Consider the following 21406-nt stretch of genomic DNA (forward strand, 5'->3'; position numbering starts at 1 on the left):
ACTCGATCTACTTTGACAGAGAGGGGCGGATACGCCTCGCTGGAGTTCGCACGGCATCATCCAGAACAACTGCGCGGGCTGATCCTCGCGGGAGCCAGCGCCTCCACCCGCGGCCTCTGGACGGTGCCATATCGATGGGTCGCCAGGCTGGTCCCTCGTATACCGGCAGATCGGCTGGCCCAGTGGAACGACTGGTTACTGCGGCGGCTCGATCTGCGATAAGTGGTGGACGCAACGATCCATGCCGGCTACGCCTTCCATACCTTGCCCGCAGCCTGGGGTGAGGTGCTGGGACGATTCGATGCGGGTGCGATGCGTTTTGTGGAAGCTCCGGCACTGATCCTCAACGGCGAGAAGGACACCGTCTTCCGGGCCGACGAGGCGGACTTCGCCCGCGCACATCCCCACGCTCGCGTCGAGTTGATCCCGCGGGCAAGACATCTAGCGAACTTCGACGCCCCAGACGCCTTCACCGATGCCGTCCGCCGCTTCGCTCGGCAGCTCCCTGCCGTCAGCTGAGAGCGCCATCGCCGAGACCCCGGCGCCCTTTGAATACCCACCGGCCAATTACGGCACGACCGGCAACCTGCAGTCCGCTCCGTGACGTTCCCGTCGATGTCAGCCAACGCCGGGCCTGAAGCCAACAGTTTGAGTGATCCCTCAGGGCCGTTTTCTCTCCGGACCGTTTCCTTGGCACCCACCAGCCATAGCGGGACTCACTCTCAGCGGTCACCTACAGCCCACAAACCCAAGCGATCACTACAGCGGCCACCGCGGCCCGCAGCAGACGGCACATCTGGGCACAGCCCTTCGCGGATACTTTCCGGGTACCAGTCCCCACGTTCCCCCCACCATCATGACTCCGGATCCCACCCGAACGCTACGTCCCCCGACCGGATGAGCAGCAGGCCGTCGATCGACGTTCCGTGGTTCCGCGCGATGCTGAGGTCAACATCCCTATGAGGCCATCTGGTCCCCAAGGTCTCTCATGACCGACGGGGACCGCCTGGCCGAAGTCGACGCAGACCGCCCGCGTCCAAGGCAGATCCCGTGCGATCAGGTGGCCACTTGGCGCAGAAGGGTCAGTCGGGAGACCGCGGTGCTGGACATGCCGAAGAGTTCGCTGGGCTCCGGACCGCGACCCGCGAGGCTGTCCAGTATTTCGCCGGTCTCTCCGGTCAGTTCCGCACTGAGTTCCGGCGAAACGGTGGCCACCATGACCGTGTCATCGGCGTGGGTGATCTCATAGCCGTGGTCCGGACTCCCTCCGAGCGACGCCTTCGTCTGGACGTACTCGCCGGACCAGTCGGCCGGGGTCGCCGCTACGAGCAGCCCGTACATGGTGGCGAGACGCAATTCCGCAGCCGGGTACGACATCTTCAGGCCGATACACAGAGCGATGTCCCGTTCGTGCAGCCAGGCGTCCCAGAAGAAGTGCGCCGAGGCAACGGACCAGTGCAGTGTTCGGCGCAGTGGTCCCGGCCTGGCCTCGGATGGATTCAACTCTGCCTTGCGCTCAAGCAGACGATCCTCTTCCTCGCTCAGGACAACCAGTTCGCGCAAGGTTTCTTCAGGACTCTGACCAGCCGACGCAGCGAGCCACACAGCAGGCGTCGTAGAGGGGTGGAACGGCCCGTGCGCGGAGAACGGAGCCGTTCGGCCACCCAGGCTCGACACATGGAGGGAGGTCGCGTCACGTACGTGACGCACGACGTCGTGTACCGACCACTCCGTGCAGCGTGTTTCTGCCCGCCAGGGCAGACGCATCGAAGGCGGTGACGGTCTTGATGAACCGGCGGCGTTGAGACCGGAACGCATCAAGTACAGCGAACGGGCCGTCGGTAAAGCCCCTCCGCTCGTCAAGTACACGGCGGGGTGGATCCTGCTCGGCGATGGCACACACTCCCTTCTTTCGATGTCCGTGGCCCTCGTCGCTTCTCATGTCACGCGACGAGGGACCATCCTACGGCTACTGCGCAGCCATCTCATCCCTCGGCGCGACGGCGAACCATGTGGCGGTCGCCTCCCTGATCCTCTGCCGGCGCCGAATGGGCAGACCTTCCGTCAGCCGGTGGCACGCTTCTAGATCTTTGGTGCCCCCACACGTCTGAGACGGTACGGGCCGAAAGCCAATCAGGCCGATGTCGCCCTGGACGCTCGGGATGCCAGTGTCGTCAGCTCCTCGGCCGACCGCGCGACGACACACGACGACGGTGCTCAGCTCGGTGAGCGTGTCGGCTCGGAGCGGAGTACTGATCACCGACGACACGGAGTTCATCAGGAACGGCACCGCCCACTGGGATCGGTCGGCAGTACACCGGCACCTCGCGAAAGATCGACACGTGTCGGATCCGGCTGTCCGCCTCGCGCGCGACCAGCCACGACCGGTCCTTGATGCCTTGATGGAACGGGAGTTGTATCTACCGAAGCCCCCTGGACATCCCACCGCGTACGTTGCCGGGCGGCGAAGGTCCATGACGACGGCGGGCTCCGGCACCGACTGCACCGTGGGCGACTCGGCCGGCTCATACGGAGGAACCGACAGAGTGTCACACGCCCCCGGTCAGCGAGCGCTTGAAAACCTGCAGGGTGCGATATCGCTCCCGTCCGGCGAACTCCCCAGGGGCCAGACGGCCGGTCGTCCCGCCTCGACGCAAGAGGCTTTCCCGGGCCCCGATCAACTCCCAGTGCGCATCGGACAGGTCGCTGGGACACACACTTCACCGGGCACGCCGCCGCCCTCGGCGCCGACCTGAAAATCGTCCAACGTACCCCCGGGACCAGGGGATTCACACCCATCCCGAAACGCTGGACGGTAGAGCGGACCTACGGCCGGCTGATGCTCAACCGCCGTCTGGTCCGCTACGACGAAACCCGCCCTCACCGCTCCGAACCCATGATCCACCTCGCCATGAGCGACCTCATGGCCCGCCGACTCACCAGTGAGAGCACCATCTCCTGGCGCACCCCTGTAAAGCCGCACCCATCGCAGATTCCGGGAGGAAACAACGAGAGAAAACGACCTCTCACTCAGCGCCAGCCGAGCTCCGGCGCCACGTGGGTGAGGATGCTCTCCAGCACATGGGCGTTGTAGTCGACGCCGAGCTGGTTCGGGATGGTCAGCAGCAGGGTGTCCGCGGCCTGGATGGCCTCGTCTTCCTGGAGTTGCTTCACCAGTACGTCCGGCTCGGCAGCGTACGAGCGTCCGAAGATCGCCCTGGTCGTGTCGTCGATCATGCCGACCTGGTCCCGCGAGTTGCGGTCGTGGCCGAAGTAGGCCCGGTCCAGGTCGTTGGTCAGGGCAAAGACGCTACGGCTGACCGACACACGCGGCTCTCGCGTATGGCCTGCCTCCTTGTACGCCTCGCGGTACGCCTCGATCTGCTTGCGCTGCTGGACGTGCAACGGCTCGCCCGTCTCGTCGTCCTTCAGTGTGGAACTCTGCAGGTTCGTGCCCAACTTCGCGGCCCAGACGGCGGTCGCGTTCGAGCCGGAGCCCCACCAGATCCGCTCGCGCAGCCCCTCGGAGTGCGGCTCGATGCGCAGCAGCCCCGGCGGGTTGGGGAACATCGGCCGCGGGTTCGGCTGCGCGAAGCCCTCGCCCTCGAGAACCTTGAGGAAGGCCTCTGTGTGCCGCCGGGCCATGTCCGTGCCGGTCTCGCCCTCCGCAGGCGAATATCCGAAGTAACGCCAGCCGTCGATCACCTGCTCCGGTGATCCGCGGCTGATGCCGAGCTGCAGCCGTCCGCCGGAGATGAGGTCGGCGGCGCCGGCGTCCTCCGCCATGTACAGCGGGTTCTCATAGCGCATGTCGATCACGCCGGTGCCGATCTCGATCTTCGAGGTCCGTGCACCGATGGCCGAGAGGAGCGGGAACGGGCTGGCCGCCTGCTGAGCGAAGTGGTGCACACGAAAGTACGCACCGTCCACGCCGAGCTCCTCCGCGGCGACCGCCAGGTCGATGGACTGGTGCAGGAAGTCGGCCGCGGACCGGGTCTTGGAGTGCGGACTCGGCGACCAGTGGCCGAACGAGAGGAAACCTATCTTCTTCACACGAGGTCAAACCATCCGACGGCCGCGTTTGATTCCCTGCGCCGGCGCGGTGCGACCAGGCCGAACGGCAGGTGCGGCCATCGGGCCCCTCAGGGGTGCGCTTGCCGATTCCGCGCACTGCTGCGGTTGCGGATGGCATGCACCGGGTACCCGAGGGCGCTCAGCCGCTCCACATAACGCCGTACCGTACGCGGCGCGCCCCCGAGCCGGTCGGCGGGCTCGGGGGCGGTCCAGAGCCGGCACTGCTGCGGCAGCCCGAGCAGGGTGAGCACCCGCTCCGTCGTACCCCGCTCGTCACCGCTTGCCACGTCCATGGCGCCCCCTTCCATAGACAGCGGACCGATCCTGTCCGCCAGGGGTGTCAGGGTGGGCTCCATGGATGCAGGCGAACTCGACTGGAACCGGACGCTGCGCGAGCAGTGGGCGGTCCATTGGAGACATCAGCTCCGAGCCCGGCTCGAGGGCCTCACCGACGACGAGTACTTCTGGTCGCCGGTGCAGGACGCCTGGAGCGTGCGGCTGCGCGACCTCTACCTGCATACGAATCCCGCTACGAACGGAGCAGCCCGATGAGCCGCCACATCCAGGTCACCTTCGACGCTCACGACCCGCGGGCGCTGTCGTCCTTCTGGCGCGACGTACTGGGCTATGTCCACCCCGGCCCGCCCGGAATCGACCTGCCCGAGGGCGCCGATCCGCTGGCCGCGTGGGACGACTTCCTCGCGCGGATCGGCGTACCGGAGGAGCAGCGCAACACGAGATCGGCCATCGAGGACCCGGACGAGCACGGCCCACGGCTGTTCTTCCAGCAGGTACCGGAGGAGAAGGTCGCCAAGAACCGCGTCCACCTCGACGTCCGTGCGGCTCCCGGACTGCAGGGAGAGGAGCGGATGGCGGCGCTGGAGGTCGAGTGCGACCGGCTCGTCGCGCTGGGAGCGACGCGGGTACGTCGCGACGAGCCCGCTCCCCCGCTGAGCGCCGGCTTCATCGTGATGACTGACCCCGAGGGCAACGAGTTCTGCCTGGACTGACCGAGGCGAACACCGCTAGTCCCTCATTGACGTCCACGATGTCGAAGCCTTCCTGAATACGTTGCCCAGGGCCACAAACGGTGATTGACCGTGCTGCGGCGGCTCTTCTGGCCCCTGCCTCCTGGGCGGTGCTGCAACATGCCTCACGGACCGAGAACCCTCATGTCGATGTCACCGAAGGAACAAAGGTCGGGCGGAGCCCGGCCTCAACTGCCACATTGACTCGACCCGCCTGCCGAATCCGTGGTCACCGCGATTGTGACCACTGCCGACACTCCCTCACCGAATCGGTCACCACGATGAAAATGCCGCCGCCGGTCCCGATGTCGGAGATCCCGGGTGTCCGGACACGTCCGGCCCGCATGCCCTGCGGCACCTATGCCCCGAACTTACGGCTGAGCGAGTTCAGCAACGACGTCCCCGGCTTCACCGTGCACCCTGACGACATGATCGGCACCGAACGGCATCCCGACCTCATGCGATCAATTGGTTGCTGCCAGGGCCCTACGGCGGAGGGCGGTGGCCTGAACCTGCTCTGCCAGGACTGCGGAGCCGAGGTCGCCACCTGGCAAGCGGACTGCTATACCCAGAACCAGGTGATCTTGGGGCCAGCCGCGGTCTGTCTCTGCTTCTTCGACGACTGACCACAGCAGCCAGTGAGGCCGAACCCGCTGGCTTTCGGTGCCGCCTGGCGCAGGTTCGACGGAATTTGAGCGCTTTGGAGAACGACTCATCAGAGGCGATGACGACGCTGTTCTTCTCCTCGCGTTCGGTCGGAACCTGGAACAGCAGCTCGGCGCCGCTCCGGTCGAGTTCCATGTAGCCCCAGCTCACTGATGCATGAAAGATCGGCACGGCCGTAGACGTTCGCGTTGACCTCGAAATCACAGGCCCGCAGCGACTCGTCCCGGGGGAAGGCTGCGGCCTTGATCCGGCGCCCGGAGCGGCGGCGGGCCCGGTCGTCGCACTCCGCCATCAGCAGCTCCGCGAGGAAGGCCGGATACGACATCTGATCACGAGCGGCGCCTTCGGCGAGTTCGGGGAACTGCCGTCGGATAGACGGCACCTGAGCCGGCCTCGGGGACCACCGGAACAGCAACGGCGCCGCGGACGGGTGCTCCACGAACAGCGACGGAGTCCAGCTCTGCGAGGGCCCCTACAAGCCGTGGAGCGAGTTGTCGAAGAGCGAGTTGTCGAAGGACTCGGCCGCAGCGGCCTCACCGAAACCCGCCGGCAGCCTCGCGCCGAGCTCCGAGCCGGTTACCTGGTGCAAGACCACGCTCGGATCCGTCCAGTACACCCGCACCCAGGGATGTCTGCGCGGCGGCTACGCCCTCTACGTCAAGGACGACAACGGTGACGTGATCGGCGGCGGAAACGTCAAGACCGTCCCGGAGATCAAGCTCGAACCGAACTCGGAGCAGTTCACCACCTGGACAGAAGGGGACCAGCACACCGCCGGCCGGACCGACACCTACAGCTGGAACAAGGTGGCCGGCGGCCAGGCCACGCTCGGCCTGAACTGGAACACCATCTGGAGCTCTCCGGGTACCTCGACCACGGCGAACAACCAGTGGAGGGACACGACTTTCGCCAACCGCTGTGACAACCAGGTCGGTGGCAACACCGGGTACGTCTTCCCCAAAGCCGTCATACTCGACTCCCCCGTCGAGCCATCGGTCGCCTCCTCGACCTACGGCTTCGTCCGGTTCATCGGAGGCGGCATGGCCCCGTTCGTCGCCGGCAAGTTCGCCGACGCCACCAGCCTCAGCGTCCCGTTCTGCCTCGGCGGCGCCGCCTTCATCCTCGCGGTCTTCGTCCTCGCCTCAGGCCACAAGCTGATCAGCGCTGCGGAGAAGAACGAGGCCCACGGCGAGACGGTACGCCCGACCCTCGAGCGTGTCGGTGCCACCCCGGAGACCGGGTTCCGCCCGCTCATCGTGGCAGTCGGGGCCACCAAGGACGCGGGCCTGATCGTCGACACGGCCGCCGACCACGCACGCGCCGCGGTGCTCGCCCACCTCAACCGCCTGGCCGTACACGGCATCACCGCCACCGGCCAGGTACTCACCAGCATCGGCGACCACGCCACAGCCGGCAGGGTCCTCGCCCAGCACGCCGCCGACGTCGAAGCACACACGATCGCGGTCGACCGATCCCCGCGCGGACCGGTGGCACAGTTCACCGACGGCAGTTCCACCGCCGCGCTGACCCACGCCGCGGCCTGCAACGTCGTCCTGGTCGAACCCGGTCGGACACCACACCGGTTGACGGCGGAGTCACTGGAGGAGCTGCGTACCAAGAGCCTGTAGCGGAGCGGGGCACGGCGCCGGCAACGACGAAGTCGGTTGACAAACTCCTGCCGTTGCGTGGCGCTCCGCCCCGCCTACTGGCCGACGGCGCACAGCACGTGGTCGATCAGGGTGCCGGTGGCCCGGTTGAGCGTGGAGAGGTCGGGCATCGCGGAGGTGGTGGTGACGGAGATGGTGACCGCGCTCCGCCCGTCCGAGCTCACTGCGGGGCGGGTGTAGGTGCCGTACCCGTCGCCCTCGTGCATGTAGTAGTGACCGCCGCAGGACAGCGGGATCTCGCGTAGGCCCAGGCCGTACGTACCCTCGGGCAGCTCCGCGACATCGTCCGGGTCGTCGGTGCGCTGTACGGTCCGCCGCATCCGTCGCCACTGCTCGGCGGGCAGCAGGCGGCCGTCGGCCAGTGCGCGGAAGAAGGTGTTGAGGTCGGCGGTGGTGCTCACCACCCCGGAGTCGGCGGTGTGCAGATAGCTGTTGGTGGTGACGTCGAGCCTGGTGCCGTCCGTGCCGGTCAGGTAGGTGCTCACGTACGGCGTGGGCAGGAACGGGTCAAGACCGGGCACCGAGGTCTGGCGCAGGCCCAGTCTGGCGATGATGCGGTGCTCGACCAACTCCCTCCAACCGGTGCCGCTTGCCTTCTCGGCGATCATCCCGGCCAGCAGGTAGTTGGTGTTGGAGTATGCCCAGCGGGTGCGGCCGGCCTCTGGCACGAACAGCGGCTTGTGAGCCACGGCCGTCATCACCAGGTCGGCAGGAGAGGTGTCGTTGTAGCGGTTCTCGTCGAAGTGCTCGCGGAGCTTCTGCTGGAGGTCCGGGTCGTCCACGTAGTCGAACAGCCCGCTGGTCTGGCGAAGCAGGTCGCGTACGGTGATCCGGGAACCGTCGTTGCCGTGGCCGGAGACCACGCCGGGCAGCCAGTGCTCAACGGTGTCGTCCAGTGAAAGCTGCTTCTCAGCGGCGAGTTGCAGCACCACAGTGGCGACGAACGCCTTGGTGGTGGAGGCCGCCCGGAAGTGCGAGCCCCACGGCACGGGGGCGTGGGAGCCGACCGACACGGTGCCGAGGCGGGCCTGTAACCGTCCTCCGGGCAGGCCGTCGACCCTGGCCAGCACGTTCACGTCCCCACCACCCGCCCTGCGCACGGCGGCCAGGTCGCGGCGGAGCTCGGTCTGGTTGTAGTCGGCGCGTGCGGCGCGGTGTCCGGAGGCTGCGGAAGCCGCTTCCGGCAGCAGCGCGGCCGCCGCGAGGGCGGCGGCTGAGGCCTTCTTCTTGCCTGCTTTGGTTGTTGTGCGCTTCGTGTCGGTCTCGGGAGAACGCATGGTTCGAACCTCCGGTACGCGCTGATGGGCCAGCGTCTGCTGACGCCAACCAGTCAACCGGACCCCGAACCCAAAACCCATGGCCTTACCACCCGTACTGTGCGTGGTGCCAGCCCCTCCCACGGTGGGGAAAACCCGAAACCGGGCCTTCTTCTCGGAGCCTGATTCTCGTCGATCTCGCAGGCTCGCCGGGCCGCTCCTCGCAGATCACGATCACCGCTGGCCGGCACGACAGGCTGTGTGCCGAGCTGCGCGGGGCCGGGCTCGGTGCCCTGGCCGACCGGAGGCCTCACCGGCAAGGGAGTGATCCCGTTGAGCTGTTCGGCGACACGGTCTTCGCCGGCGGTCCAGTGGCCGCACGGATTCCACTGCAGGCCCCTGTCACCAATGCCACCCTGCCGGCTGTCCCGGTCATGGGCCCACCTCCTGCTCGTCAGCGCCGGCCGTCAGCATGACTACCCGGGGTTGTTCATCACCGATACCGGGGTCCACCGAGCGGATCGCTCCGTAGAGCACGATGTCGACGGTCGCCCGCAGCAGATCCGCCGCGGTCGAGTCGAGTTCGTGCGGCAACTGCGAGGTGAGCAGCCGCTCCAACGCGCCGCGGGTGATCTCACTCAGCAGCTCGGGCGGCGCCGACAGCAGTCCCTGCCGGTGTCCGTCCCGGAACAGTTCGTCGACCCGCCGGTAGATCACCGCGTCCACACGCTGTTCCACGTACTCGCGCAGCATCACATCGCCCCGCCCCGTCGCGAGCTGGGCCGCGCCGATCCGCCCGAGCTCACCGCCCGCCGCGATCAGAAACCGCTGGACCCGCACACCGAACGGCTGCCCATCCGCGTCTTCGGCCGCCGCCGTCAGCGTGCGCTCCACCGCGGCGAACTTCTGATCCAGCACCGCGGCCACCAGGCTGCGCTTGTCGGGGAAATGACGGTAGATCGTCTTCTTGCTCATCCCGAGCTCACGAGCGAGATCGTCCATACTCACCCGCGCGAAACCCGACGCGAAGAACAGCCGGCCAGCCGCCTCCACGATCATGTCGGCACGTCGCCCGTCACGCTCGGAAACTTCAGAAACCGATCCCGTTTCCATGGTTTCGATAGTGGCTTCCCACCCCTGCGCTGTCAAGGAACGCGGGCATGTGGGGGCGAGGGCCTATTGTGAAAGTGATCTCAGTTGCGGATGATCGCGCCGTGGGCGGGGCAGTCCAGATGTCTTTGCCGGTGCTTACTTTCGCGGCCCCTGTCGCGGCCGTAGGTCACGGCAGTCAGGGTGCCTCTTCAGCGATCTTTGACTTACCCGTTAGCGTGGCCGGCCAGTGGGGTCAGACCGTGCCGCACGCAAACGGGCAGGTGCCCTTGCACATGAGGTGGCCGGATGACGTCGCTGCTGGTCTACGCGATTTACCTAAAGTATTGGTCGCGGCGTTGTACGTGTGTGCCCTGGTCGACTGCATCAGGACACCCCCGGCCCGTATTCGAATGCTGCCCAAGGTGAGCTGGCTGGTCATCCTGGTCCTGTGCCCCGTTCTGGGCGCTATCGGCTGGTGAAACCTGGGCAAGCGGTCCGCCCGCGCTGAGCAGCAGCCGTCTGCGGCCTGAGTCCGGTTACTCGCCTCACTTCCATCATTGCGGTGCTGGTCACAGCCACTCGTCAATGACTGCGACCAGCACGGTCGCCTCGTAGCGGGCTCTCCGCTGGGCATGACGGAGAGCGGGACCGGCCACCGGTCTCGGCGGCGGGTTGGCCGCGGGCGGGTTGATTTCAGTGGGTGATCTCGACGACGGCCTTGATGAAGCCGTCGGGCTTGCCGCTGAGGTCGGTGAAGGCGCGATCGAGGTCGGCCAGTCGGTATCGGTGGGTGATGAGCGGGCCCAGGTCGACGCGGCCTGCGGCCACAAGGTCCAGGCCGCGGCGAGTGGATTCGCGGATCCGTTGCGGGTCGCGGACGTGTGCGTTGATGACGTCGATCGCCTTGAAGTTCCACTGCTGCATGTCCACGCTACGCATCTGCTGGTGGTAGCCGAGGATCGACAGTGTGCCGTGCTGGCGTACCAGTTGGGTGGCAAGGTCGAGGCCCGCCTGGGTGCCGGATGCCTCGAAGACGACATCGAAGCCGTCCGTGCCGTTGCGGGCCGCCAGGTCAGGTGCCTGCTGTGGCGTGACGGCCTCGTCCGCGCCGTTGCGGGCCGCGTGTTCTTGGGCGTCCTGGCGCGGGTCGATGGCGATGAGCTGGCTGGTGGGACTGTGGCGCAGCAGTTGCAACAGGCACAGGCCCATGAAGCCGGCACCGACTACCGCTACCCGGTCCCCGACGTCGAGTGGGGTGCGGCGCAGGCCCTCCACGACGCAGCCGAGCGGTTCCCCCAGCGCGTTGTCGGCGGATACCCCCGGCGGGACGATCACGACGTCGTGCGCGTCGGCCAGCGCGTACTGGCCGTAGGAGTGTTCGATTCTGCCGGTGGCGAGGTCACCGACGGTCACGTCCGTGACGCCCGGTCCCACGGCGGCGATCTCACCGACGGGCTCGTGCCCCAGGAATGCGGGTTCGTCGGCGGGCCCGTTCTGCCAGACGGACAGTTCGCTGGCGCAGACCCCGACGCGCTGGATGCGCAGTAGCACCTGCCCGACGTCACAGACCGGAAGCGGTGCGGGCACGAAAGCAGACTGCTCGGGGCCGATCAGGGCGGTGCGCTGGTACGTGTCGGGCAGGGAGGACGGGTCGGATGGTGTGGGCATGGGGACTTCCTTGTCGCGAGGTATGAGGGTCTTCAAGAGCAGGACGGAGCGGCCCGCGTCGGACGACAACCAACGGTCACAGTTGGCGGGTGGTCTCGGTCAGATGGTTTTCGGGCGAGGATCGGCCCCGGACGCGACCGCGCAGGAAGGTCAGAGGCCGCCCCAGGGCCACGTCCGTGCCGGCCGCGGGTCCAAGTCAAGGGCTGAGCAAGACCGTGATCGCGCGGCGCTCGTCCATCGCCTGGTAGGCGTCGGCGGACCGATCCAGCGGCAGGGTGAGATCGGAGACCTTGCCCGGGTTGATCTCCCGCTCCCAGACCAGGTCGATCAACTCGGGCAGGTACCGGCGTACCGGGGCGGGCCCGCCGTGCAGGTGGACGTGGGAGAAGAACAGGTCCTCGCCGTTGACCTGTACGTCGTGGGAGACGCCGACGTGGCCGACGTGCCCGCCGGGTCGGGCGGAGCGGATGGCCTGGAGCATCGACTCCTGCGTGCCGACGACTTCGCTCACATTGTGGGCGCCGAACCCGCCGGTCATTTCCTTGATCTTCGCCACGCCTTCGTCGCCGCGTTCGGTGACGATGTCGGTGGCGCCGAATTCCAGGGCGAGCTTCTGCCGCGCGTCGTGCCGGCTCATGGCGATGATGCGCTCGGCACCGAGTTGCCGCCCACATGGCACTGATTCTGGTGACCGGAGCATCCAGCGGCCTCGGCGCTGACACAGCGAACACACCTGTGGGCGGAGGCCACGACGTCGTCCTGCACGCCCGCGACTCCACGCGTATCACCCGCACGACTGCGGCCCGCTACACGGGCGTCATCACCGGCGATCTTGCCGACCAGGACGAGATTCATGACGTCGCCCAACAGGCTGCTCAGTTCGGCCGCTTCGACACCGTCATCCACAACGCCGCCGTCCTCAGCGGGCCCGACACCGTCATCGTCAACACTGTCGCGCCCTACCTGCTACTGACCCTTTCGGGTTGGTGTCGGGGGTGTGGTGATGTGCAGGCCGGTTTCGGTGAGGCAGCCGTTGATGAGGTCGGGGTGTCGTTGGATGTGGGCCAGTCCGCGACGGAGGGTGCGCTCGAGGTGTTCGGGATCGGTGAACGCGGTGTTGGCCATGGGCCCTCGCCGCAGCAGTGACCAGACGCCTTCGACAGGGTTCAGATCGGGTGCACAGGACGGGAGTTGGAAGACAGTGAGCCAGGCGTGGTCAGCCGCGTACTGACGCAGTCCGGCCGTCCTGTGGGTGTTCAGATGGTCCCAGACGATCACCGCCGCCACCGAGATCCGGCGTCGGGAACGGCCCCGGACCCTGACCACGGGTGTGTGGCCACGCCGGCTCCAGGTGCGTGCGCGTGGCGGCGTCATCGCGAAGCCGGCCTCGTCCTCGAAGACGATGTAGGACCCGAGCGCCGCCGCGGTCCTTCCACCTGCGGCCACACGTCTTTCTTCCAGAGCTCGACTGCATGTTCGTCGCGTTCCAGCGCGCGGCGGGCCGGGCTCTGCCAGGACCAGCCGTGGCGGTGCAGGAGCCGCCACACTCCTGCAAGGGAACAGCTGATCTGGAACTGGCGGCCGATCGCCGGTCGGACGCGTTCCAACGTCCACCGCTGATCTTGCCAGCGATGCGCCGCCGGACCTTTGGCCAGCTCTTCCTCCAGTCTGGCGAAGCGTTCATCCGACAACTTCGGCAACTTCGCCGGACCCTTCGACTTCAGGCCCGCTATCCCGCCTTCACGCCAGTCATGGCGCCAGCGCTCCGCTGAACGCTCACCCACCCGCAGGTCCTTGGCGATATCCGAGGTTCTGTCACCACGTGCGAACCTCTCTCCGGCCTCCAGCCGGAGCACCTCACGCTCAGCCCGCCGCTCAGCAGTCAGGCCCCCCACCATCCGCATACCGCATAACACCGACATACCGCAGGGATCACCCAACGTCATCACCCGAAGGCAAGCCGAAAAGCTCAGTAACCGCCCTCATCAACAAACCTGCACGGCTCATCTACCTCAGCAGTTCCATGCACCGCAGCGGATCCACCGACCTGGGGCGCCTGACCTCAGGAGCCGCCACCTACAACGACACCAAACTGTGGGTCACCGCCCTCGCGCTCGCGTGCGCGACGCGGTGGGAGGGCACCACCAGCCACGCGGTCGACCCTGGATGGGTTCCCACCCGCATGGGCGGGCCTGGCGCCAATGACGACCTCTCCGCCGGACACCAGACACAAACGTGGCTCGCGACCCACGCAGATGTGACCCCGTCCACCGGCGGCTACTGGTACCACCAGCAGCTTCAGACCCCACACTCCGCAGCCCGGCAGACCGACTTCCAAACCCGCCTCATCCAGGACTTGGAACACCTCACCGGTACCAAGCTGGGCTGACCACTCCGACTGCGCCAACCGGCCGAGGAACCGGTGTGAGGCCGGGAGGGGGAACTGGCCTTCGTCGACACGTGGCTGGACCTCCGCGTCCGCGATCACGCCGACGAGCGGCTCGTCGGCCCACTCGATCCCTGGCTGCGCCCGCTGGAGGACGATGTGCGACGCGGTATGACAAGCGCGGCTACGTCTCCCTGGGCACGGTGCCCGCAGCATCGCTGGTTGTCCGGCTGCGGTCATGACCGCTCGACAGCCTGAAGCTACTGGCCAGCGCGGCGGTGGAGCCACGCGCGGTACCAGGAGCGAAACGCCTGACCCTCACGTGGCGTCTATGCCGCATTGTCGGTGGCGTGGAGGAACGGCGGCCACCACCGCGGCGACACAGCTCATCCTCGCCCTCGCCGCCAACGACGCCGCCCAGATCGCCACCCTCATGCTCGACGACGTCGACCTCGGCGACCGACGGCTGACCTGGAGGAACCTGGGCCAACGCTGAGAATCACGCCGAAAGTGCCTGGTCATCGCAGTCACCATCCGGCAAGCACGCGGTGGCCAATTCGTTCAGGGACACCCCCAGCGCGGCGGCCAGTGCCGCGACGGTGAAGAAGGCAGGGGTGGGCGCCCGCCCTGTCTCGATCTTGCGCAGCGTCTCCGCCGATACCCCTGCCGCCGCGGCCACTTCCACCATGCTGCGGTCACCGCGCGCCTGGCGCAGCAACGCGCCGAACCGTTCTCCGCGCTGTCGTTCCCACAAAGTCAAAGGAGTTCTCACCATGACCGTGATACTAATACCGGTATAAAAATTGGGCACCGAAGCGTGAGACGAGGAGTCGCAGGACATGGTGGAGATCAAGACCGACACGGCGCTGGACGCAATGCGGGAAGCCGGGCGCGTCGTGGCCCAGGCCCTCGCCGCCGCGCGGGAAGCGGCAGGCGTCGGGGTATCCCTGCAAGAACTGGACGAAGCGGCCCGCACGGTGCTGACCAAGGCCGGGGCCCGCTCGCCCTTCCTCGGCTACCGACCCTCCTTCGCCCCCACCCCTTTCCCCGCAGTGATCTGCACCTCGGTCAACGACGCCATCGTCCACGGCATCCCCACCGGCTACCGCCTGCGCGACGGCGACCTGGTCAGCGTCGACTGTGGCGCCGAGCTCGACGGCTGGACCGGAGACGCCGCCATCACCTTCACTGTCGGCACCCCTCGGCCCGCCGACCTGAGCCTGATCAACGCCACCCAGCAGGCTCTCGACGCCGGCATCGCCGCCGCCACCCCCGGCAACCGCATCGGCGACATCTCACACGCCATCGGCACCATCGCCGAAGCAGCCCGCTGCGGCATGCCCGCCGACTTCGGCGGTCACGGTATCGGCCGCCGCATGCACGAAGACCCCCACGTCCCCAACCGAGGACGCCCCGGCCGCGGCTTTCCCCTCCGGCCCGGCCTGGCCCTCGCCATCGAACCCATGCTCATGGCCGGCGGACACGACGACTACTACACCGCACTCGACGGCTGGACCCTCCTTACCACCGACGGCAGCCGGGCAGCCCACATCGAGCACACCGTCGCGATCACCGAAGAAGGCCCACGCGTCCTGACCCTGCCCTGATCGGAACGAAGACACTTGCAGCCGTACGTCGCGGCTCCGTGCAACCCGCCTGTTCACCACGAACCCACGGAAACACCCCCGGAGGACGGCCGATCCCACCCACGAGTTCGCGTTCAACGCCCTTCCGTTTCCGTGAACCCGTGAGGATCAGCGGGGGTTGAGCAACATCGGAACACAATCCGGCGCCAAGCCTCCGTCGGCCCTGGTGGGCGGCTGACGGGGCGGCGGTCACGGGACCGGCCTGAATTCGACCTACAGATAACACCCCAATATCTGCGTCAGCTTGATCCGCCAACTGCGGTAACACTCTCCGGCCGCTACATGAAACAGCCCTGCCATCTGGGGCAATGGGGAAGTGATGCCCTCCATCGTGCAGTTGCCGACCGGGAAGGCGTTGACCGTCCGGATGGCCGTCGACGTGTTCCTCGACTCACTGGGCAATCCGAACACGTCCGCAATTACGGGGTCGGGGTCGGCAAGACGGCCGAGCGCCTGGGCGAGAACCGACCACTGCCGTCGGTCGCGGACGAAGAGCTTGGGGAAGCCCTGGAACTGCTATGTGGCTCCGCGGCGGTGAACACCTGGAACACCCACCGGGCGGCTGTGCTGTCCTGGCTCGGCTGGTGCCGCGACCACGGTTACGAGGGCCCTGCCGTCCCGACTTGGGCGAAGAGGCTGGCGGTGCCCGACACTGAGAACCCGGTCCGCTCGAAGATGGCCGTCGGCCGGCTCATCGCGGGGCGCGAGGTGCACGTGCGGGAGAAGGGGCTGCGGCGGATGCTCTACGAGACCACCGCCCGAGCGGAGGAGATCCTCGGCGTCGGCATCGAGGAGCTGGACCTCGCCGGGCCGGTCGCGTGCGTAGTGATGGTCACCCTGTTGCGCCTTCGGTCAACCGGGTCCGGCGTCCGCTCGACGCAACCCTGCTCGGCCAGTTCGTTGATCGCCGCCACGACGTCGCTGCGGTCCATGCTGCACCGGCGGCCGAGCTCGGTCTGGCCGGCCACCCCGAACTCGTCCAGCGCGGCGAGGATCCGGTAGTGCTGCACTGGTCACACAACCGACGCGGCAGCCAAGCCCGAACCGGCCGCCGGTTGCTCCGGCCCGACTCTGTTGGGCGTCCTCGCCCGATATACCCCTCACGCATTTAGGTGAGAAACCGGAATCGACGCCCGAGATAATCTCGGGCTGTCCGGTGCCGATTGGCTCGGTACGACACCGTCTGCGACAAGGGGCAAGGCCAGATGACTAAGAGTGACGAATCGTTCATGACCGTCGAAGAAGCGCGCAGGATCTCTGCCCCGCTGTACGAAGCGCTGAACAAACCGAGTGAGAAGAACGTGTCGGAACTTCTGGCCCAGGCATGCAACGATGACTATCACTCGTACCACACAAATCAGGAATTCCTGACGCGCGACCAGTTGGCCGACGTATTCGAGGCCATGGGAGAGACCGTGCCCGATCTGGCGTGGGAGGTGGTCGACATCCATGTGGTCGACGACACGATGATCGTGCGTGGAGAAGCAACGGGGACGCCGGTCAAAGAATTTTGGGGCGCTGCTCCGACCGGAAAGTCCTTCAGGACGATGGCGATTGACGTATTCACCGTCCGCGATGGAAGGCTGGCGAAGGGCTACCACATCGAGAATTGGGCGACGGCGATCCAACAGCTCAACGCCTGATACGAGGTGGTGATCACCACGTACGAGGTGCTACTGAGCGGGTGTGGTTCGTCCGCTCGTCTCGCTCGTGGGGGTGGCTGCTCCCGTCGGTGCTCGGTCTGCTGGAGGCCCGGGAGAAGCGGGTCCGCGAAGAGCTTGCGCGGTTGCGGGAGGAGGCCGAGCGGGAGCCGACCGCGCTCGGCGACGCCGAACGCACGCTTGAGCGGCTGGTGGATGCCCGGGTGACGGTGACCGAGGTGCTGGCCGGGCCTCCTTTCCCGGACGCGGTCGCGCAGCCGGTCGTGGAACTCGGCGAGCGGGCTATTCAGTTGCCCGCGCCGGGCGAAGGCAGGCACGCGCCGATACGGCGGTAAGTCCGCAGGCAGGTTCGCCCACTTGACGCCGTTGTCGACGACGTACCGGATCGCATCGAGCATCACGCGGTGGCAGCAGCCGCCCGACCCTCCCCTGAAGCCATGCCGGCACAGGCAACAACGGCCGGACGACCTGCCATGCCGCCTCCGCCATTCGGAGCCGTAACACGAGGTGCGGTCTGGTCCGTCCGCCGTGTTGCCGAAGCTGTGCGCGAGGCAGTCACACGACGGTGACAGCGAGTTGGACTCCACGGGCGCGAGCACGACGGACTGCGACAACAGGGCCTCTGGTGCCCGGATCGGCTTCGCAACCTCCACCTCCAGCTACCAAGAGGCCCCACTCTCCTGCACCAGGACCCGCACGATCACCCGAACAGGAACCCTGTTCGACGGATCAACACCATCGCACGGTAAGCGGAAGGCGTCTGACACCAGCGCCACGTGGCAAACCGGCCCTTTGCGCAGGAGGCCGAAACAGACACGGCCGAACATCTGGCGCCTGAGCATGCTCACGCAGTCCGTATGGCCGTCGCCGCCCCGGCCGCTCCGCCCGCCACGGCGGGCCAGACCCCGCCGCAACGCCCCCTCCTCTCCTCCCCTCCCTGGCAATCCAAGCAACCGCAGACACAACTGCCCCCTCCTCCCGCGGCGTTATCCATCCGGCCGATGGTGCCGTGGACAACCACGCTCATCCTCGGCAATCGCTGTCGCAATCCTCCGCGGACGGTGTACGCGGGGGACGGCTGCGCCTGAGTACGCGTACTCAGGCGACTGCGTCACTTCGCTCTGACGCCGCCGCTCCGTGTTCCCCACGATGGAGTGCCCCCTGCGTCGAGAGAGGTGCTTATGGGTCGTGACCTGCAGCTGCGTGTTGCTGCTCCGGAGGATCTCGAGTGGATCTACGAACTGCGTCACCGGGTGTACGCCCAGGAGTTGGGACAGCATGTGCCGGATCCCGCCGGGCGGCTTCGCGACGGGCTGGACGGCGACAACGTCTACCTGGTCGCGGCGCGAGGAGCGACCCGGATCGGGTTTGTCAGCCTGACCCCGCCCTGGTTGGGGCGGTATGCGTTGGAGAAGTATCTGAGCCGCGACGAGCTGCCGCTGCTGACCGAGAGCGATCTGTTCGAGGTGCGCATCCTCACGGTTGAACCACGCTGGCGGGCCACCGCAGCGGCACCACTGCTGATGTACGCGGCGCTGCGCTGGATCGCCGCCCGGGGCGGCCGTCAGGTGGTGGCGATGGGGCGTACCGAACTGCTCGCCATGTACCTGGCCGTCGGTCTGCGCCCGGTCGGCCATACCGTCCACAGCGGTGCGTTGACGTTCGAGGTGCTGACCGGCAGTGTGACCGAGCTGACGAAGGTCACCATGGATCGTTACCACACCACGCTCGAGCGTCTGGGGTCCGAGGTGGACTGGCGGCTGGATGTGACGTTCGCACCCCGGCCGGACGGCTGCGAACACGGTGGCGCCTCGTTCACTGCCATCGGCACGGACTTCCGCAGTCTGCACCGGCGCCATCAGGTAGTTGCGGCCGATGTGCTGGACGCCTGGTTCCCGCCGGCCCCCGGGGTGCGCGCGGCACTCGCGGAGGATCCGGCCTGGACCGCGAGGACCTCGCCGCCCGCCGACGCCGAGGGCCTGCTGGCGGAAATCGCCACGGCCCGGTCGCTGCCGACGGAGACGCTCGCGGTCGGCGCCGGTTCATCTGACTTGATCTTCAGGGCGTTCGGCCAGTGGCTGACGCCGGACAGCAAGGTGCTTCTCACCGACCCCGGCTATGGCGAGTACGCCCACGTCACGGAGCGGGTGATCGGATGCCGGGTGGACCGGTTCCGGTTGCGCCGCGAAGACGACTGGCGGATCGACCCGGCCCGGCTGTCCGCTGCCGTCAGGGACGGTCACTACGACCTCGTGGTGCTGGTGAACCCGAACAACCCGACCGGACGCCACGCGCCGGCTGCGGAGCTGCGCTCGCTGATCGCTGCCGCGCCGGCCCAAACGCGCTGGTGGATCGACGAGGCGTACCTGGGCTACGCCGGCCTGAGCGAGTCACTCGCCGACCTCGCCGCCACCGACCCGCGGGTGGTGGTCTGCAGCTCACTGTCCAAAATGTATGCGCTGTCAGGTATCCGAGCCGCGTACCTGGTGGCCGAGCCGATCACCGCGGCGCAGCTACGCCGGCGGACACCTCCCTGGCCGCTGAGCCTCCCGGCGCAGCTTGCCGCGGTGGCCGCCCTGCGCGACCCGGCGTACTACAGCAACTGCTGGCTTCGCACCCACGCGCTGCGTCGGCAACTGGCCACCGACCTGGCCGGGCTGGACGAATCCGTGGTGGTCGAGGAAGGCGTGGCGAACTTTCTCACCGTGACCCTGCCGTCCGGCGGGCCGAGTGCGGCGCAGCTGGTGAACGAGTGCCGCCGCCACGACGTATACCTGCGCGACCTGTCGCCGCTGTCCCCGGAGTACCAGGGACGCACCGTGCGCATCGCGGTCAAGGACACCGCCGAGAACGCGCGCATTGCGGCCGCCTGCCAGGCCGCCCTGGACGTGCTGCGGTCGGCTTCCGCCTCGCCCGTCGCGATACCTACGGGCGTTCCCGCCGCCGGATCCGCCCAGTGATCACCGTGGCCTCCCTGGCGCCCTACCTCGGTGGGGCGCTGGTGCTGGGCGGCATCGCGGTGGCGGCGTCCCGGCGCCGTGAGCTGTTCATCCGGTGGTGTGCCTGGGCGGCCGCGGTGCCACTGGTCACCGGCGCGTTCTGGTTGGGCCGCCCGGGCGCCGCGGCCATCGCCATCGCGGCCGGCGTGATCGGGGTCATGGAGTACGGCGGGCTGATGCGGCTGGGCCGGGCAGACCGGGCGGTGCTGGCCACGGCGGTGGCAGGCGTGGTGCTGGCCGCCTGGCTGGCGCCCGGACAGGTGCTCCGGGTGGTCGCGACCGGTGCGCTTGCGGTGGCCGCGGTGCCGCTCGCGGCCGGTGACGCCGACCACGGCCAGCGCAGGCTCGGCGCCGGCCTGCTCGGGCTGGCCTGGCTGAGTGTGCTGGCCGCGCTGGTGCCGCTCGGGGCGACCGCGCTTGCGCTGTTCGTGGCGGTCTCGACCGCCGACATCGTGGCGTACTTCGCCGGTCGAAAGCTGGGCGGGCCGCGGCTGTCACCACTGTCACCGGCCAAGCGGTGGAGCGGGACTCTGGCCGGGGCCGCGGCAGGTCTCGGCGTGCTCGCCGTGCTGTCCACGCTGAACTGGCCGATGGCAGTCGCGGTGGCGGTCGGTGGCCCGGCCGGCGACCTTCTCGAATCCATGATCAAAAGAAGCGCGCAGGCGAAGGATGCCGGCCGCTGGCTACCTGGCTCCGGCGGCCTGTTGGACAGGATCGATTCGCTGCTCCTCGCGCTGGCCGTCCTGCTTGTCCTGCGCTGACCGCCAACGTCCCCCGCGCGACGGCGGGCACGGTGATCATGGACCGACGCCGACGGGCGAACCTCTGCGAGGAAGGCCCGCTCGCCCCGGAGAAGGGCCGACTGAACACGCCCGATGGCCGTGACCGCGCCTGCCTCAGGTGCACGCCGGGCCAGGGCTCAGGCCCTGGGCACGGCGCAAGGAAGCCCTGCCGTGCGTCCGGCACCGATCACCGTGCTTCATGCGCGCCGCGGGCAGCGGCCGTCCGCCCGGCGGCTTCGATGAGGAACTCGCCCAGCACCGGCCCGCCGTATCTCCGCGACATGCCCGACCCGTACGAAGCCCGTGTCGCCGATGCCCAACAGCGCACAGACCTCCAGCCCGCGCAGATCACTGGCACGCCACAGCAGCGGGGCGGGAGCCGCTGCCGTGCGCTTGCCGAGGAAACACACCCAGGGTGCCTGCGAACTGTCCGGCCCGGTCGCCACATCCTGGGCCCGGCGGGTGACGATCCAGTCCTCCT

General features: G+C 67.8%; 21 protein-coding genes and 7 pseudogenes. 16 read left to right on the forward strand and 12 right to left on the reverse strand.

Annotated features, from left to right (window positions below):
• Window positions 1-24: 24 nt before the first annotated feature.
• Window positions 25-519, forward strand: a pseudogene (locus OG819_RS56195) (alpha/beta fold hydrolase); the annotation flags it as partial.
• A 537-nt stretch (window positions 520-1056) separates the two neighbouring features.
• On the opposite strand, the gene OG819_RS56200 reads toward OG819_RS56195, so the two are convergent.
• Complete coding sequence (locus tag OG819_RS56200; protein ID WP_266657970.1) at window positions 1057-1605, reverse strand: hypothetical protein; 549 nt, start codon at window positions 1603-1605, stop codon at window positions 1057-1059.
• 1123 nt (window positions 1606-2728) lie between these two features.
• Here OG819_RS56200 and OG819_RS56205 point away from each other — a divergent pair.
• A pseudogene (locus OG819_RS56205) lies at window positions 2729-2971 on the forward strand (IS5/IS1182 family transposase); the annotation flags it as partial.
• 59 nt (window positions 2972-3030) lie between these two features.
• On the opposite strand, the gene OG819_RS56210 reads toward OG819_RS56205, so the two are convergent.
• Entirely contained in the window at window positions 3031-4053 is a 1023-nt protein-coding gene (locus OG819_RS56210; protein ID WP_266635412.1) for an LLM class flavin-dependent oxidoreductase, read from the reverse strand.
• A gap of 134 nt (window positions 4054-4187) precedes the next feature.
• A pseudogene (locus OG819_RS56215) lies at window positions 4188-4367 on the reverse strand (transcriptional regulator); the annotation flags it as partial.
• A gap of 61 nt (window positions 4368-4428) precedes the next feature.
• Here OG819_RS56215 and OG819_RS56220 point away from each other — a divergent pair.
• The 3 genes from OG819_RS56220 (at window position 4429) to OG819_RS56230 (ending at window position 5728) form a co-directional block, all read left to right on the forward strand.
• Window positions 4429-4626, forward strand: coding sequence for a hypothetical protein (locus OG819_RS56220; RefSeq protein ID WP_266635414.1), 198 nt, complete (start codon window positions 4429-4431; stop codon window positions 4624-4626).
• A complete protein-coding gene (locus OG819_RS56225; protein WP_266635416.1) occupies window positions 4623-5084 on the forward strand; it encodes a VOC family protein in 462 nt (153 codons plus the stop codon). Before OG819_RS56220 ends, OG819_RS56225 begins: the two co-directional genes overlap by 4 nt.
• 305 nt (window positions 5085-5389) lie before the next feature.
• Window positions 5390-5728: a hypothetical protein gene (locus OG819_RS56230; protein WP_266658127.1), complete on the forward strand. Its 339-nt coding sequence runs from the start codon at window positions 5390-5392 to the stop codon at window positions 5726-5728.
• Window positions 5729-5807: 79 nt separating this feature from the next.
• Here OG819_RS56230 and OG819_RS56235 read toward each other — a convergent pair.
• Window positions 5808-6213, reverse strand: a pseudogene (locus OG819_RS56235) (ATP-binding protein); the annotation flags it as partial.
• 46 nt (window positions 6214-6259) lie between these two features.
• Between OG819_RS56235 and OG819_RS59010 the strand changes: the two are divergent.
• Window positions 6260-7396, forward strand: coding sequence for a hypothetical protein (locus OG819_RS59010; RefSeq protein WP_323139497.1), 1137 nt, complete (start codon window positions 6260-6262; stop codon window positions 7394-7396).
• A gap of 74 nt (window positions 7397-7470) precedes the next feature.
• On the opposite strand, the gene OG819_RS56245 is transcribed toward OG819_RS59010, so the two are convergent.
• Window positions 7471-8712, reverse strand: a complete 1242-nt coding sequence (locus OG819_RS56245) for a serine hydrolase domain-containing protein (protein WP_266657972.1) — start codon at window positions 8710-8712, stop codon at window positions 7471-7473.
• A gap of 411 nt (window positions 8713-9123) precedes the next feature.
• The gene (locus tag OG819_RS56250; protein WP_266635420.1) at window positions 9124-9840 is read right to left on the reverse strand and encodes a TetR/AcrR family transcriptional regulator; all 717 of its coding nucleotides are present in this window, start codon (window positions 9838-9840) and stop codon (window positions 9124-9126) included.
• 236 nt (window positions 9841-10076) lie between these two features.
• Here OG819_RS56250 and OG819_RS59465 point away from each other — a divergent pair, with 236 nt between their 5' ends.
• Window positions 10077-10262, forward strand: a complete 186-nt coding sequence (locus OG819_RS59465) for a PLDc N-terminal domain-containing protein (RefSeq protein ID WP_353963280.1) — start codon at window positions 10077-10079, stop codon at window positions 10260-10262.
• Between the two features lie 214 nt (window positions 10263-10476).
• Here the strand turns inward: OG819_RS59465 and OG819_RS56255 are convergent, their stop codons facing one another.
• Both OG819_RS56255 and OG819_RS56260 read right to left on the reverse strand, forming a co-directional pair.
• The gene (locus OG819_RS56255; RefSeq protein ID WP_266635422.1) at window positions 10477-11451 is read right to left on the reverse strand and encodes a zinc-binding dehydrogenase; all 975 of its coding nucleotides are present in this window, start codon (window positions 11449-11451) and stop codon (window positions 10477-10479) included.
• Between the two features lie 196 nt (window positions 11452-11647).
• Window positions 11648-12118: pseudogene (locus tag OG819_RS56260) on the reverse strand (zinc-binding dehydrogenase); the annotation flags it as partial.
• Between the two features lie 5 nt (window positions 12119-12123).
• Here OG819_RS56260 and OG819_RS56265 point away from each other — a divergent pair.
• Window positions 12124-12375: pseudogene (locus OG819_RS56265) on the forward strand (SDR family NAD(P)-dependent oxidoreductase); the annotation flags it as partial.
• Window positions 12376-12417: 42 nt separating this feature from the next.
• Here OG819_RS56265 and OG819_RS56270 read toward each other — a convergent pair.
• Together OG819_RS56270 and OG819_RS56275 are read right to left on the reverse strand one after the other, a co-directional pair.
• Window positions 12418-12825 (reverse strand): transposase, encoded by a 408-nt coding sequence (locus tag OG819_RS56270; protein WP_266637266.1) that lies wholly within the window; start codon window positions 12823-12825, stop codon window positions 12418-12420.
• The gene (locus tag OG819_RS56275; RefSeq protein ID WP_266637268.1) at window positions 12822-13355 is read right to left on the reverse strand and encodes a winged helix-turn-helix domain-containing protein; all 534 of its coding nucleotides are present in this window, start codon (window positions 13353-13355) and stop codon (window positions 12822-12824) included. The genes OG819_RS56270 and OG819_RS56275 overlap by 4 nt, the downstream gene beginning before the upstream one ends.
• Before the next feature lie 119 nt (window positions 13356-13474).
• Between OG819_RS56275 and OG819_RS56280 the strand changes: the two genes are divergently transcribed.
• Window positions 13475-13840, forward strand: a complete 366-nt coding sequence (locus OG819_RS56280; RefSeq protein WP_266635423.1) for a hypothetical protein — start codon at window positions 13475-13477, stop codon at window positions 13838-13840.
• 328 nt (window positions 13841-14168) lie between these two features.
• Entirely contained in the window at window positions 14169-14333 is a 165-nt protein-coding gene (locus tag OG819_RS56285; protein WP_266635424.1) for a hypothetical protein, read from the forward strand.
• Between the two features lie 3 nt (window positions 14334-14336).
• Here OG819_RS56285 and OG819_RS56290 read toward each other — a convergent pair whose 3' ends face one another.
• Window positions 14337-14612 carry a helix-turn-helix domain-containing protein gene (locus OG819_RS56290; RefSeq protein WP_266635426.1) on the reverse strand — a complete coding sequence of 92 codons (276 nt, stop codon included), beginning with the start codon at window positions 14610-14612 and terminating at the stop codon, window positions 14337-14339.
• Between the two features lie 64 nt (window positions 14613-14676).
• Between OG819_RS56290 and map the strand changes: the two genes are divergently transcribed.
• Both map and OG819_RS56300 read left to right on the forward strand, forming a co-directional pair.
• Window positions 14677-15444, forward strand: a complete 768-nt coding sequence (gene map, locus OG819_RS56295) for a type I methionyl aminopeptidase (RefSeq protein ID WP_266657974.1) — start codon at window positions 14677-14679, stop codon at window positions 15442-15444.
• Window positions 15445-15802: 358 nt separating this feature from the next.
• Window positions 15803-16290, forward strand: a pseudogene (locus OG819_RS56300) (site-specific integrase); the annotation flags it as partial.
• Here the strand turns inward: OG819_RS56300 and OG819_RS56305 are convergent.
• The gene (locus tag OG819_RS56305) at window positions 16227-16493 is read right to left on the reverse strand and encodes a MarR family winged helix-turn-helix transcriptional regulator (RefSeq protein ID WP_323139501.1); all 267 of its coding nucleotides are present in this window, start codon (window positions 16491-16493) and stop codon (window positions 16227-16229) included. The pseudogene OG819_RS56300 and the gene OG819_RS56305 overlap by 64 nt on opposite strands.
• 195 nt (window positions 16494-16688) lie before the next feature.
• On the opposite strand from OG819_RS56305, the gene OG819_RS56310 reads away from it, so the two are divergent.
• From OG819_RS56310 to OG819_RS56325, 4 genes are all read left to right on the forward strand, one after another.
• The gene (locus OG819_RS56310; RefSeq protein WP_266657976.1) at window positions 16689-17126 is read left to right on the forward strand and encodes an ester cyclase; all 438 of its coding nucleotides are present in this window, start codon (window positions 16689-16691) and stop codon (window positions 17124-17126) included.
• Between the two features lie 89 nt (window positions 17127-17215).
• A complete protein-coding gene (locus OG819_RS56315) occupies window positions 17216-17479 on the forward strand; it encodes a hypothetical protein (RefSeq protein ID WP_266638330.1) in 264 nt (87 codons plus the stop codon).
• Between the two features lie 846 nt (window positions 17480-18325).
• Window positions 18326-20104, forward strand: a complete 1779-nt coding sequence (locus tag OG819_RS56320) for a histidinol-phosphate transaminase (RefSeq protein WP_266657978.1) — start codon at window positions 18326-18328, stop codon at window positions 20102-20104.
• Window positions 20101-20904 carry a phosphatidate cytidylyltransferase gene (locus OG819_RS56325; protein ID WP_266638332.1) on the forward strand — a complete coding sequence of 268 codons (804 nt, stop codon included), beginning with the start codon at window positions 20101-20103 and terminating at the stop codon, window positions 20902-20904. Before OG819_RS56320 ends, OG819_RS56325 begins: the two co-directional genes overlap by 4 nt.
• The last annotated feature ends 502 nt before the right edge of the window (window positions 20905-21406 follow it).

Source organism: Streptomyces sp. NBC_01549 (genome assembly GCF_026339955.1).
In the GTDB taxonomy this organism is placed as follows: Bacteria; Actinomycetota; Actinomycetes; order Streptomycetales; family Streptomycetaceae; genus Streptomyces.

Coding starts and splice junctions, on each gene's coding strand:
- OG819_RS56220 (WP_266635414.1), top strand. CDS start 4,429: ATGGATGCAGGCGAACTCGACTGGAACCGGACGCTGCGCGAGCAGTGG.
- OG819_RS56225 (WP_266635416.1), top strand. CDS start 4,623: ATGAGCCGCCACATCCAGGTCACCTTCGACGCTCACGACCCGCGGGCG.
- OG819_RS56230 (WP_266658127.1), top strand. CDS start 5,390: ATGCCGCCGCCGGTCCCGATGTCGGAGATCCCGGGTGTCCGGACACGT.
- OG819_RS56245 (WP_266657972.1), bottom strand. CDS start 8,712: ATGCGTTCTCCCGAGACCGACACGAAGCGCACAACAACCAAAGCAGGC.
- OG819_RS59465 (WP_353963280.1), top strand. CDS start 10,077: ATGAGGTGGCCGGATGACGTCGCTGCTGGTCTACGCGATTTACCTAAA.
- OG819_RS56255 (WP_266635422.1), bottom strand. CDS start 11,451: ATGCCCACACCATCCGACCCGTCCTCCCTGCCCGACACGTACCAGCGC.
- OG819_RS56270 (WP_266637266.1), bottom strand. CDS start 12,825: ATGACGCCGCCACGCGCACGCACCTGGAGCCGGCGTGGCCACACACCC.
- OG819_RS56275 (WP_266637268.1), bottom strand. CDS start 13,355: ATGCGGATGGTGGGGGGCCTGACTGCTGAGCGGCGGGCTGAGCGTGAG.
- OG819_RS56280 (WP_266635423.1), top strand. CDS start 13,475: ATGCACCGCAGCGGATCCACCGACCTGGGGCGCCTGACCTCAGGAGCC.
- OG819_RS56285 (WP_266635424.1), top strand. CDS start 14,169: ATGCCGCATTGTCGGTGGCGTGGAGGAACGGCGGCCACCACCGCGGCG.
- OG819_RS56290 (WP_266635426.1), bottom strand. CDS start 14,612: ATGGTGAGAACTCCTTTGACTTTGTGGGAACGACAGCGCGGAGAACGG.
- map (WP_266657974.1), top strand. CDS start 14,677: ATGGTGGAGATCAAGACCGACACGGCGCTGGACGCAATGCGGGAAGCC.
- OG819_RS56310 (WP_266657976.1), top strand. CDS start 16,689: ATGACTAAGAGTGACGAATCGTTCATGACCGTCGAAGAAGCGCGCAGG.
- OG819_RS56320 (WP_266657978.1), top strand. CDS start 18,326: ATGGGTCGTGACCTGCAGCTGCGTGTTGCTGCTCCGGAGGATCTCGAG.